This window comes from Patiriisocius sp., from assembly GCF_051252435.1.
Taxonomy (GTDB): domain Bacteria; phylum Bacteroidota; class Bacteroidia; order Flavobacteriales; family Flavobacteriaceae; genus Patiriisocius.
In genome coordinates this window covers 361,194-374,358 of sequence record NZ_JBPOFW010000002.1, presented here as the reverse complement: position 1 = coordinate 374,358, position 13,165 = coordinate 361,194, and the positions used below count along the sequence as shown (strand labels likewise).

Below are 13,165 nucleotides of genomic sequence, written 5' to 3'. Positions count from 1 at the left end.
TTTTTAATTTAACTAATCAACTATTTACCATTTAACAAATATTTCCCTAACATCTCCCTTATCCATTCCGTCAATAGTAAAATCGCCAATACGGTAACGAACCAATCGTAACGTGGGAAAACCAACAGCAGAGGTCATTTTACGAATTTGCCTAAACTTGCCTTCGGTTACTGTGATGGAAATCCAACTTGTGGGACCGTGACGTTCATCTCTAATTTTTTTGTTACGAGCGGGGAGAAGCGGAATTTCAATTTTCTTTACCACAGACTTTTTTGTAATATAAGGTTGGTCTTTAACGGTAATTTCGACTCCATTTTCTAATGCTTGGATTGCCTCTTCTATAATGATACCGTCCACTTGAGCGAAGTATTCTTTTTCAACACCGCTTTTATTTATGTAAGTGCTGTATTTTCCGTTTGTTGTTAGTAACAATAAGCCTTCGCTAGGTTCGTCTAGTCGCCCGACTGCCATGGTACCTTCGGGGAAATCGTGTAAATCGCTTAGAAATTTCTTCCGCTTTGCGTGTTTGTCATTGGTCATGAACTGGCTGAGATAGCCATCTGGTTTATACAATGCGAAATATTGATGTGATTCGATTTTCATTTGGTGTAAAAATAAAATTTAAATCTTCGGAAATTTTAAAATCGGCACTCATATTGTTCAATGAAAAACTTATTTGGTTCAATTATTTAAAATTTCCGAAGAAAAAATAAAATTTATGCTACTAAGGTATTGATAAACCTACAAAAGGACGTAAATTTGCAACTTGCTAAAACTGAAATTCCATTGAAACTTACACACGAAGATTTTCTCGACGAAACTAAAGAAGGTAAAAAACTCTATAGCTACCAAAAGGGTGCTATTGATAAGATTTTTGCGGCATTTGATGAAGCCAAAGAAAACTACCGTCTCTTATATCAACTCCCTACGGGAGGTGGTAAAACGGTTATTTTTTCGGAAATCGTTCGCCAATATTTGTCAAACCACAATAAGAAGGTATTGATAATGACGCACCGTGTGGAGCTTTCAAAGCAGACAAGTAATATGTTGACGGAGTTTGGTGTTGTCAATAAAGTGATTAATAGTACTGCAAATCTTGATGACCAAGATGAGTATGTGTGTTATGTTGCGATGGTAGAAACCCTGAACAATCGTTTGCAGGATGATAAGCTGGATATTAGTGATGTGGGATTAGTGATTGTGGATGAGGCGCATTATAACTCGTTTACAAAATTGTTTAAGTATTTTGAAAATTCTTTTTTATTGGGAGTAACGGCAACGCCACTTTCATCGAATATCAAATTACCGATGAACGAAAACTATGATGAGCTCATTACTGGTGAAACCATTGATGCGCTGATTGAAAATGAATTTTTGGCAAGCGGTAATACCTATAGTTATAATGTGGGATTGACCTCGCTGGAAGTTGGAGCAAATGGTGATTATACGGTAAAATCATCTGAGGATTTATATACTACGGGCGACATGTTGAGCAAGTTGATGCAGGCTTACGAAGAGCGCTCGAAAGGAAAGAAGACATTGATATTCAATAACGGGATTAATACATCTTTACACGTTTATGATGCATTTTCTTACGCGGGTTATCCTATTATGCACTTGGATAACACGGCCACAAAAAAACAACGTAGAGCCATTTTGAAATGGTTTCATGAAACTCCCGATGCTATTTTGACATCGGTTAGTATTTTGACGACTGGATTTGATGAACCATCGGTTGAATCTATTATTTTAAATAGAGCGACAAAGTCTTTGACATTGTACTACCAGATGATTGGTCGTGGTTCAAGGATTTTTAAAAATAAAACAACGTTTGATATTATTGATTTAGGAAATAATTTTCATCGTTTTGGACCTTGGGGAGCAGATTTAGATTGGCAGAAGATTTTTAGATCTCCTAATTATTATCTTGATAATTTGTTGGACGATGAGGAATTAGAAAGTCACTTTTCGTATGATATGCCTGAGGCACTCCGTGAGCAATTTTCGAAATCTGAAGATGTATCTTTTGACATAAAGAAAGCCTATACCGAATCGGTTAGGGCAGGAGAGAGCTCAAAAGTTATCCTTGAACGCTCTATTGACCAGCATGCGCGTATTTGTGTTGAAAATAGTGAGGATGTGTATGATGCGTTGGAGTTGGCTAAGCAGTTGGGTGATGATATTGACTTTAGAATTATGCGCTATTCAAAATGTATAAGTAAGAGCACACATAATTTTTTAAATTGGTTGAAAGATGATTATCGTTTAAAATTAAGAAGCCATCTAAGATTAAATTTTGATGAAATTTTTGAAGATATTCACGGTTTCCCTCCTCCAGAGGATGATGAATAAATAATATACTAAAAAGTCCCTTTTCAATTCGAAAAGGGACTTTTTTATCTAGTTTATTTTAGGAATTAACTTTCTACTTCTTTCTAATTTTCAACTATCCCTTTTTCTCCATCATTCAATTTTTCCATTAACTCTTCAAATGTTTCAATATCTGAAACGATTCCTCCTTTTACATTAAATAAAGGAGTAACTACAGTATCTAATCTTGCGTTTGCCATTGCAATCTGTCTTTTGATTTCCTCATTTTCATTAAGCACCGTGCTTCTATACTTGTACGGACTGCGCTCGAGCTTTGCAACAATGCTATCACAACCTACGCAGTTTTCAGCAATATACATATCAATAGGATTCATTGGGTCGATGCGAATAGCTGTTGCTTCTTTACGCAATGCACGGCGAGAAATACTATCTGAAACTGTAATATCAGTTGTGTATTTAGGTGTTTCGCCTTTATTGACCATTAAGTTAACGACATGTACTTTTGATAATTTAGGTATTTTCATAGCCCTTGGTGCGCGGGCACTTTGACGAAAACCAGTTCCTTCTACAACTATGGTAGCTTCAACATCTTCAAAGTTTTCATTTAAGGCATAAAGCATTAATCGGTTGCCTCTTCTTTCTTCTTCAATTTTGATTTCCTTTTCTTGTCCTTGCATTACTGTGGAGATAAAAATAGCACAAAACAAAATGATTCCTTTTTTAAACATAATATAGTTTTTTGTAAAAATATGAGTATTAACGATTAAATCAATGAATATTCTCTAAGATAATTCTCATAAAATTGATGGATAATGAATTTTAAAAAATAAATGCTGCAACCAAATTGATTGCAGCATTTATAAATTACATATTTAAAATTATCTTCCTTTGATAATCTTAAGCTGTCCTTTTCCTGCATCACTATCGAGTGAAATTACGTACAAGCCATTAGCAAGGGCGTCATTTAACTCAAACTTATGTTCGGTTTTCCCAGGCATGATTGCTATTTGTTTTTGTAGTACAGTAATCCCATTAACATCATAAATGCTTAACGTAGCCATTGAAGGACGTCGCGCTTCAATCTGAATATTAAAATACTTTTGTACGGGATTTGGATAAGCTTTTATATTTATATTTTGCACTCCTGCAAAAGGGAATAATTCAACAGACAATTGGTCTCTTGGTACCGCTTCAAAAACATTTTCTTGTAATGTTTCGATTGAGGTATTCCTTAATAGAATTTCAGAAAGTTTGGTGTTTTTTATTTCTGAAATTTCATCTGCAGAAAAAGCAGGATCATTTTCATAATAATAGCGATCACCATCTCTTAAAGCCTCAAACTGAAACTTTAATATAGCGTTCATTCCTTCGCCCATCAAAGCGTTAGGTAAATGGTCTTCGCTCATAAATCCAATCCAAGGATCCACATTATCAATAGTTGTGTAAACCCCTTCTAGCGTTCCCTGTAAAGAAGCATCTGATGTTAAATCTGCAAAACTAGTGAGCTCACTCAAACCTAAATCTACTCTAATGGTATTATAGTCTGGCACACCGCGCTCTCTCGCACGAGCAATATTAATTGATAGTAAATCCAAGCCACCTGCACCTGGAGGACCGAATAGAAAATTACGAATATCATTCATTATCAAAGGATCTACTATTTGATGTTCTTGCGCAGCGAGACCTCTAAAGAATGGTTCAACACCACCTTCTTCTAAAAGAATTGTAGGCTTGAAGAAACCGTTTCTCAAGTCGATAGCACCAAATGACCAATCGTCACCATTTTCCTCGAAGCGCATTAAACGCCCATTTACCATGGTGTGTCCAAAACGATATCCAGCTGCTGAAAATGTATTCAAAATATCGGGTTGTACAGTTGCGTCATATCCAGAATAGTCTGACATGGTTACCCCTATGTTAGTCAAAAATTCCTCATAGGTTACCGCTTGAATTAAAGCTCCGACAACTTTACGAGCACGTTGGAAAATCTGTTCGTCTGTCCAATTAGGATTTTCTGCTTTAATTTCATCGGCAAGTCTATTGTGTTCACGCACCATTAAGGTGTGAAAACACATCAATCCCGGTTGTTCGTTTACTCTCACATCACCACCCACAAAGAATTTTTCTGGTAATGGCATTCCGTCAAGCACCATAAAAGGAGCTGTTGGGTCAATGGCACTACCAAACTCACCATCAACAGTATTCCATGGTAATAGATTTCCTGTTGAAACTTTTAATTTTCCATCCACATTACTGCGAAGCCAATTAGCTCTATCAACATCAACGCCATAAACTCCAGATCCATCGATATAACTTGTAATTTCGTTTACATGACGACGCGGATTTGTAATTGAAGTTCCTGTAGTGGCATCGCTTATAGAACGAAACATACGTATCTCTTTTGTTCCCGTGCACGCAGGGTCAAACATAGGGTCGCATTGAGGGACAGGTATGTTGTGTGTTTCGGTCGTCTCATCATCATTGAGATTAACATCATGATCGATAAATTGACCCCAACCCCAAACAAAATCACTTAAACCCAATTCATTAGGAATAAATGTATTTTGACTTCCTATGGCGTTACTTACTGCACGCGGATTTGCTCGGTCCAGAGCACCCGGCTCACTAATTCCGTCAGAATAATCTACGGTAATCAATGTTCTAAAATTTGATTGAGCTGCACCCCAAGATGGATTATCCAGATTATTTTCAGAACCATTATAATCCCTATTTTCTTGAGCAAAAAGGCACATGCTGCTAAAGAGCAATAAGCCAATTAATTGTAATTGTTTTTTCATTTTCAAAATTTTTGTTAGTGCGATAAAATTAGCATTTTTTTAACAATTTTTATAATAACGTGTAAGGTTTAACTTTTTCTACGTCTTAACAATGTTAAATTTTGAAATTTCACACATTGAAAATAAACAATAATATCCAAAAAAATTGCAATGGGCGGTGGCTGTCATTGGTGTACCGAAGCTGTTTTTCAATGCTTAAAAGGTGTTGAAAATGTAGTGCAAGGATATGCACTTGTTGAAGCACCAAATATATTTTCAGAAGCAATAATTATAGAGTTTGATCCTTCAATTATAACGTTACAGGATTTGATTGAAATCCATTTGCACACCCACAAAAGTACGTCGCAGCATTCCATGCGTGAAAGTTATGTTTCTGCGGTATATGTGTTTTCTGAAATACAACAAAAGCAAGCAATTAAAGCCATTCAAGAATTTCAAAAAGATTTCAAGGAAAAAATCATCACCAAAGTTTTAAATTTTAAAGGCTTCAAAGCTTCTAGGGAAGAAATTCAGAACTATTATTTAAAAAACCCTTCCAAACCTTTTTGTGAAAGATACATTCATCCAAAATTAGAGTTGCTCCGCACAAAATTTTCAAATCATCTAATTTCCGAAGAAAGTGCACAATGAAATTAAATATTTGTCCTGTTTCTTCATTCTATTTTAGTTTTGAATCATTTCAAACAAACCACCACGCCAGCATTCTAGTGCGTTTGTTGCCGATATCCATATTTATAGTTCGATGCGTAGCTTTCAATTTGTCAAGCTGTTTGTAGAGCTTGTTTAGATTCTCTTTGTTAGAGACCAGCGTCGTGAAAACACCCACTTGGCCTTTGAACGAAACACTTTGCTTAATCATGCGTTTGATGAAAAGTGCCTCGCCTCCGTTTACCCAAAGCTCATTGGCTTGACCGCCAAAATTGCGTGTGATTTCTTCCTTTGTCAATCTGGCTTCACCTGTACCATCTAGGTTTTTAATCTTGCGCAACGTTCCTTTTGTCGCGGCTTCTTCAGAAGGATGGAAGGGAGGATTGCATACCGTAAAATTAAAATATTCGCTGTCGTTTATAACCCCTTTAAAAATATCGGCATTGTTTTTTTGATGACGTATTTCTATATTTTTAGAAATTTCCGAAATCATTGCAACATTTGCCTTTGCATGCTCAATTGCAGTAGGATTGATGTCAGCTCCCACCATTTGCCAGCCAAAAAACTGTGATCCTAAAATGGGATAAATACAATTAGCGCCCACACCAATATCAAGCCCTTTGACAACTTTGTTTTTAGATTGTTTTAGTTTTAAACTTTCATCTTCCAGCAACTCACTCAAGTAACATAAATAGTCCATCCGCCCGGGGATGGGAGGGCATAGATAGTGTGGAGGGATGTTCCAATCTACAACGTTATAATCTGTTTTTAAAATGGCTTTATTCAAGTGCAGCACCGCTTCAGGATTTGAAAAATCAATAGTCGTAGTGTTGTGATCGTTTTCAAAAACAAAAGGGGAAAGCGCAGAATGTTTTTCGGTTAATTTTAAAAAATTATATGGAGCGTTGTGTGGATTTTTTGGGTGCACGGTTTTATATTTTCTGCAAGTTAGTCAAATGGGACTTTGGTAAAAAACAAAAATCCCGCTTATGGCGGGATTTCTTTTAAATTTTAGCTTGACTAGTTTGTATAGGTGTCAGCTTGTTTTTTTGCTGCTTTTTTTAGCTCATCATATTTTTCAGTGATGGTTCCTTCAACATCAGCCACTGTATCTTTGATTTTGTCTCCAGTTTTAGTCACTTTAGCTTTCAAAGCATCTTTTTGGTCCTGTGACATATTTTTATATTTCCACCAAGCAAAAACTCCTGCTCCTAATCCTAGTAATGCCAATAATCCTTTTTTGTTCTTTTCCATGTTATGTTGTTTTAAAGTTAATTTAGTTTAACGGTTAATGATATACTAGAGTCAAAATATGTTCCAATAGTTACAATGGCAGTTGGATTTATGAAAACTTTAATAGTTTTACGACTTCCGAAATTTCATGGGTGTAAACTTTCTTATTTACAGTAGCTTTGCACGTATGAGCAATACCTATAAAACTATTTCTGAAATCCTTCAGAAACTTAATATTTCAGCATTGAACGAAATGCAGGAAATCTCCATTCCTCAAATTAAAGCGAATGCAAATACCGTTTTACTCGCACCAACGGGTTCGGGTAAAACGTTGACGTTTTTACTACCTTTGATTGAAAGTCTCAACGAAGATATTGATGAAGTACAAGCATTGATTCTTGTGCCCACGCGCGAACTTGCTATCCAAATTGAAACCGTAGCGCGTACAATGGGTTCTGGTTTTAAGGTAAACGCTGCTTATGGCGGACGCTCCATTCAAAAAGATAAAGCCGAGCTTTCCCACGTACCAGCGATTTTGATTGGAACTCCGGGAAGGATTGCAGATCACTTTAGGCAAGAACGCCTCAATACAGAGCAGATTAAAACGATTGTGCTCGACGAATTTGATAAATCGCTGCAAGTGGGTTTTGAAGTCGAAATGAAAGAAATTTTATCCCTTTTGCCTAACATTGAAAAACGCATTTTGACATCGGCCACTCAAAATTTGGCCATCCCCAAGTTTATTGGTATGGTTGACGCTAAGCGTTTGGAGTTTTTAAAAGATGCTTCGGAAACAAAACTGACCATCAAAAAAGTACTTTCAGAAACAAAAGATAAATTGGAAGCCTTAAAAGGTTTGTTGAACCATTTAGGAAATGAGCAAGGAATTATCTTTTGTAATTTTAAAGATACCATTCAATTTGTTAGTGATTTTCTATATGAAAATGACATTGACCACGGAATCTTTCATGGCGGAATGGAGCAGCGAGATAGGGAAGAGGCCCTCATTATGTTTAGAAACGGAACAGTGGATATCCTTCTAGCCACAGACCTTGCTGCCAGAGGAATCGATATCCCCGAAATGAATTTTATCATCCATTACCAACTCCCACATAGCTTAGAAGAATTTACCCACAGAAATGGAAGAACAGCTCGTGTCAATGCAAAAGGAACGGCGTATGTGCTTCATTTTAAAGAGGAAGAACTGAAAGAATTTATTCCCAATATTCCAACAGCAGAAATTCCAGCCCCGCTCGTTAGCGGAGGTCCAGGAAATACGAGGAGCAAACCTTATTGGGAAACCCTTTTCATCACCGGAGGCCGAAAAGATAAAATCTCAAAAGGCGACGTTGCTGGATTATTTTTTAAAGAGGGCGGACTTAAAAAAGACCAATTAGGAGTCATCGAACTTAAACAAAATGGCACTTACGTAGCCGTCCCAGCCAGTATTGCAGAAAGTATTGCAGACAAATTGAATAATAGCAGATTGAAAAAGAAAAAGGTCAGGATTTATGTGTTGTAATTGTATGGCAGTGAAATTTTCTTTTTTTTCTCTTGATTTCGATAAGCTAATTATAAAAATAATAACTCTGTCAGGTTGAATGCAGTCGAAACCTCCTTTGAGAAAATTAAATTAAAAAATTCTCTTCACTCAAACCACCGCTCTAAAAAAACAACTGCATTATCATTCAATACCCGCTCTACGATTGCCTCGCCAGAAATACGGTTGAATGATTGTAATTGTTCTCCATAACTAGACATAAATGACGTAGCGTGGTGGACTAATTCTTCCCCTAAATCTTTAATGTTTTCTGCGGTCCAAATACCTTTGATAGGATTTACGATGCCATCAAAATCACTACCAATGGTTTGGATGCCCCAGCAAAATAACCCTTCATTGTCCAAAACTTTGGCACAATGTTCAATTTGCCTCCATACGAGTAAACTTTTTTTTCTTAATTGTTTTCGTTTGTTCGGAATCCAAATTTTCGATTCATTGATTGCTTTTTTACTTCCTATACGTCGTTCGTCCAATTGTATTCCCAACACGCCATTGCTTTTTGCAATTAGTATGATTTCTTCATCATAGAAATTGATGTCAATATTATTTAAATATGTGGTAGCTTCGGGATAATCGGTTTCATTCCATTGTATGATAGAACGCATTCCATTTACAGCGCCGTGGCTAGCTATAATTGGAATTGGTATTTCTTTATAGGTAGTTTCAAGTAATCTATAATAGGTTTTTCGAGACCTAGTATTAAGGTGTTTTACATCAATATAAATAGGTTTCCCATTTTTATCATCCAGTAAACTGCCCAAAACCCTATGCCCAAGTTCGGTAATATCAGAGTTCATCCCACGGTTTTGGTTGTCTTTGAGCATGCCTATGCTAATACTTCGGCAATGCCCGCAGAGTTCATTATAAAAGTGATGCGCGAATGTCATAAATAGAGGTGGATTTTTCCAGTCTTTTATTCGTTGTACGTTTGCTAGCACTTCTTCAGCATTTCCAGTGTCTCTATGTAAATCAATGCCCGTATTTAAGGCATGTCCACCTTCAATAGAGAGGACGATATTGATTATTTTTTTTGTGTCAGTTTCTAAATCTTGATTGTCTAAAATTTCAGCATAATTATTGACTATTCGATAGGTATAAATCACTCCATCAATATGTTGTATCTGATTATGAAGTTGCTTATAAAAATCATATTCATCTACCAAATCCTGAAAATAATCTTCGTGATTGTTGACATAATCAATTCGTTTTTGACTAATGCTCGCAGCGAGATTTACGAGAACTTCTGTCAAACCTTTCCAGCCTATTACTGGTTTTGTCAAAAAATGCTTTTCAAAAGGATACAAACTCACCACAATAATCTTTGACCCGGCTTTTGCCATAGTTGTCAAATCTGTTTGTGAAAATTTGGTGAGTGTGACAATTCGGTTTAAAAATTTTTCAAGCACTGTGGGCGGACTGTAGTGCCAAATAGAATTTTTTCTTCCTGCATTGAGTAAATTTTGCTTAGTAGGTTCGTATTTAAAACTTTTGCTGTAGGGCTTTAGCGATGGATGACAATGAATGTCAATATAGTTAGTTTTCATAGTGGTGTTAGTTGAGCATCATAAAAATACAGATTTTTTGTAATATGTTAAGCGTGAGATTGTTCTGTCATTAAATTAAAATTTTACAGTATTCAACAAAACAGACAACAAATTCCTACTAACTTTCATTAATTTTACGGTAATAATGAAAGACCACTTACACAAATTATCTCAGGACCTAAAAGGAGAGTTGCACTATGATTCTTTACATAAAAAAATCTATGCAACAGATGCCTCGGTATATAGTAAAACTCCGCTTGCTGTAGCGTATCCTAAAAATATTGAGGATATTCAAAAACTTGTTCATTTTGCTACAGAGAACAAAACTTCATTGATTCCAAGAACAGCGGGGACTTCCTTGGCTGGACAATGTGTGGGTGAGGGCATCGTTGTTGATGTTTCAAAACATTTTACGGAAATCATTTCGTTGGACTTAAATAAAAAACAAGTCACAGTCCAACCGGGAGTTATTAGAGACGAATTGAATGAATATCTCAAACCGCACGGCCTATTCTTTGGCCCCAATACATCTACTTCAAATAGATGCATGATTGGAGGAATGGTGGGTAATAATTCTAGCGGAACAACTTCAATTCAATATGGTGTAACGAGGGATAAAGTTGTGGCGTTGGAAACAGTGCTTTCAAACGGAGAAGTAGTTACGTTTTCTGGGCTTTCTTCGGAAATATTAGCCATTAAATCAAATGAGAATACCCTTGAAGCTTCAGTTTATAAAAACTTAATTAATTCGCTTAATTACAGAGAAATAAAGGAAGAAATTATTTCTAAATTTCCGAAGAAAAATATCCATAGACGAAACACCGGATACGCCATAGATGAACTTTTGAATGCCGAAATATTTGGTGGAACGGATCAATTAAATCTTTGTAAATTATTAGCAGGAAGCGAAGGGACGTTGGCATTTACAACCAGAATTACATTACAATTAGACGACTTGCCTCCAGCACATACAGCAATGGTTGTAACACATTATAATTCGTTGGAATATTGCTTGTTGGATGTAGTCAATGCCATGCAGCACGAGTTGCATACCTGCGAAATGATGGACAACATTATTTTAGAGCGCACCAAAGAAAACGCAATGTATCGACCCTTGCGCTTCTTTGTTAAAGGTGAACCAAAAGCGATGTTGCTATTGGAAGTTAAGGCAAATACTGAAATGGATTTGGCGGAGCAAATTTCAGCATTGCAAAAAACACTTTTCGAGTCTAACTTAAACTACTATAATGTTGTTTTAAAAGGCGAGGATATTAACAAAGCGCTCCATTTAAGAAAGGCTGGTTTGGGCTTGTTAGGAAATATGATTGGCGACAAAAAAGCTGTGGCATGTATTGAGGACACTGCCGTTGCGCTCGAAGATTTGCCCGCATATATTGGGGAGTTCTCCCAAATAATGAAAAAATATAATCAAGACGCTGTGTATTATGCACATGCCGGCGCGGGAGAGTTGCACTTACGGCCCATTCTTGATTTGAAGACTGGTGAAGGCGTTGATTATTTCAGGAAAATAACGACCGATGTTGCGCATCTTGTCAAAAAATACCGAGGTTCATTTTCGGGTGAGCATGGCGATGGGATTGTGCGCGCTGAGTTTATTCCGTTAATGATTGGCGAGAAAAATTATGAGTTGCTCAAACACATCAAAACTACGTTTGACCCTCATAACATTTTTAATCCGGGTAAAATTGTCGATGCCTATAAAATGGACAAGTCGCTCCGTTACGAGGTAAACCGAATTGAACCAGAAATTAACACGCTGCTAAATTTTATAGATTCTGAAGGTATTTTAAGATTAGCCGAAAAGTGCAATGGGAGTGGGGATTGCCGTAAATCGGCAGATGCTGGTGGTGCCATGTGCCCAAGTTATCACGCGACGAAAGATGAAAAAGACACCACGCGAGCAAGAGCTAATGTGCTGAGAGAAGTGTTGACAAATAACGAAGCGAAAAACAAATTTAACTCTACCGATTTAAAACAAGTCTTTGACCTTTGTTTGAGTTGTAAAGCGTGCAGCAGCGAATGCCCAAGTAACGTTGATATTGCAACGACAAAGGCAGAGTTTTTATACCAATATCAAAAAGAAAACGGTACGAGTTTCGCAACTAGGTTATTTGCCAAAAGCACCCAAAATAATAGGTTGGGAGCAAAATTTCCTAGGTTAGCAAATGCTTTTTTTACGAATGGAATTACATCAAATTTATTAAAAAAAATAAGCGGCGTCGCGAAGGAACGCTCGTTACCAACTTTGGATATTTTCAAGAATCATAAAATTTCCGAGGTAAAAAGTTACCGAAACGTAATTTTGTTCGTCGATGAATTTTCAAAATATTTGGACGGAACTATTGCTAGAGACGCTGTGGATTTGTTGCAAGCCTTAAACTATAATGTTGAAGTCGTTGACTTTTTGGACAGCGCTCGCGCTATGATTTCAAAGGGTTTTTTAGAGGAAGCAAAAGTGGAGGCGACTAAAAATGTGCTCTATTTAAAAAATAAGGTTTCGGCGGATGTGCCTTTATTAGGGATTGAACCTTCGGCTATTTTAGGGTTTCGGGATGAATATTTAAGGATGGTTGACGATGCGGTTTCGGCGCAGCAAATTTCAGAAAACACATTTTTGATGGAAGAATTTCTTTCTTCGGAAATTGGAAAAGGTAACATTACAGCTGCTCAATTTACTTCCGAAGCAAAAAATATTAAAATTCATATTCATTGCCACCAAAAAGCGATGAGCAACCAAAAAGTAACTTTTGATATATTAAATATTCCCGAAAATTATAAACCTACGATTATCACTTCTGGTTGTTGTGGGATGGCGGGTAGTTTCGGTTACGAAAAAGAACATTACCAAGTGAGTATGAAAATAGGTGAGTTAAAGCTGTTTCCTTCAGTTAGAAAGGCTCCAGCGACTACTATTATTGCAGCGAACGGAACGAGCTGTAGGCATCAAATAAAAGATGGGACGCAACGCCAAGCGTTACATCCCATTAGTGTTTTAAAGCAAGCGCTTGTTTAGATTTTAGACTTTAAAA

At 36.7% G+C, this 13,165-nt stretch carries 10 protein-coding genes; 4 read left to right on the top strand and 6 right to left on the bottom strand.

Going from position 1 to position 13,165, the window contains the following annotated elements; genetic code table 11:
- Positions 1 to 24: 24 nt before the first annotated feature.
- On the bottom strand, positions 25 to 603 hold the full coding sequence (locus tag ACSHW7_RS06765; protein ID WP_435678572.1) for a pseudouridine synthase: 579 nt from the start codon (positions 601 to 603) through the stop codon (positions 25 to 27).
- Between the two features lie 183 nt (positions 604 to 786).
- Between ACSHW7_RS06765 and ACSHW7_RS06760 the strand changes: the two genes are divergently transcribed.
- Positions 787 to 2,352 (top strand): DEAD/DEAH box helicase, encoded by a 1,566-nt coding sequence (locus ACSHW7_RS06760; protein WP_435678571.1) that lies wholly within the window; start codon positions 787 to 789, stop codon positions 2,350 to 2,352.
- Between the two features lie 83 nt (positions 2,353 to 2,435).
- Here ACSHW7_RS06760 and ACSHW7_RS06755 read toward each other — a convergent pair whose 3' ends face one another.
- Together ACSHW7_RS06755 and ACSHW7_RS06750 are read right to left on the bottom strand one after the other, a co-directional pair.
- On the bottom strand, positions 2,436 to 3,059 hold the full coding sequence (locus ACSHW7_RS06755; RefSeq protein ID WP_435678570.1) for a hypothetical protein: 624 nt from the start codon (positions 3,057 to 3,059) through the stop codon (positions 2,436 to 2,438).
- 150 nt (positions 3,060 to 3,209) lie between these two features.
- Positions 3,210 to 5,129 carry a peroxidase family protein gene (locus ACSHW7_RS06750; protein ID WP_435678569.1) on the bottom strand — a complete coding sequence of 640 codons (1,920 nt, stop codon included), beginning with the start codon at positions 5,127 to 5,129 and terminating at the stop codon, positions 3,210 to 3,212.
- A gap of 150 nt (positions 5,130 to 5,279) precedes the next feature.
- Here ACSHW7_RS06750 and ACSHW7_RS06745 point away from each other — a divergent pair, with 150 nt between their 5' ends.
- Positions 5,280 to 5,759, top strand: coding sequence for a peptide-methionine (S)-S-oxide reductase (locus ACSHW7_RS06745; protein ID WP_435678568.1), 480 nt, complete (start codon positions 5,280 to 5,282; stop codon positions 5,757 to 5,759).
- 49 nt (positions 5,760 to 5,808) lie between these two features.
- Here the strand turns inward: ACSHW7_RS06745 and rlmF are convergent, their stop codons facing one another.
- Positions 5,809 to 6,705: a 23S rRNA (adenine(1618)-N(6))-methyltransferase RlmF gene (rlmF, locus tag ACSHW7_RS06740; protein WP_435678567.1), complete on the bottom strand. Its 897-nt coding sequence runs from the start codon at positions 6,703 to 6,705 to the stop codon at positions 5,809 to 5,811.
- Between the two features lie 92 nt (positions 6,706 to 6,797).
- On the bottom strand, positions 6,798 to 7,031 hold the full coding sequence (locus ACSHW7_RS06735; protein WP_435678566.1) for a YtxH domain-containing protein: 234 nt from the start codon (positions 7,029 to 7,031) through the stop codon (positions 6,798 to 6,800).
- A gap of 166 nt (positions 7,032 to 7,197) precedes the next feature.
- Here ACSHW7_RS06735 and ACSHW7_RS06730 point away from each other — a divergent pair, with 166 nt between their 5' ends.
- A complete protein-coding gene (locus ACSHW7_RS06730; protein ID WP_435678711.1) occupies positions 7,198 to 8,532 on the top strand; it encodes a DEAD/DEAH box helicase in 1,335 nt (444 codons plus the stop codon).
- 125 nt (positions 8,533 to 8,657) lie between these two features.
- On the opposite strand, the gene ACSHW7_RS06725 is transcribed toward ACSHW7_RS06730, so the two are convergent.
- A complete protein-coding gene (locus ACSHW7_RS06725; RefSeq protein ID WP_435678565.1) occupies positions 8,658 to 10,115 on the bottom strand; it encodes a membrane dipeptidase in 1,458 nt (485 codons plus the stop codon).
- A 145-nt stretch (positions 10,116 to 10,260) separates the two neighbouring features.
- On the opposite strand from ACSHW7_RS06725, the gene ACSHW7_RS06720 reads away from it, so the two are divergent.
- On the top strand, positions 10,261 to 13,149 hold the full coding sequence (locus tag ACSHW7_RS06720) for an FAD-binding and (Fe-S)-binding domain-containing protein (RefSeq protein WP_435678564.1): 2,889 nt from the start codon (positions 10,261 to 10,263) through the stop codon (positions 13,147 to 13,149).
- Positions 13,150 to 13,165 lie beyond the last annotated feature (16 nt).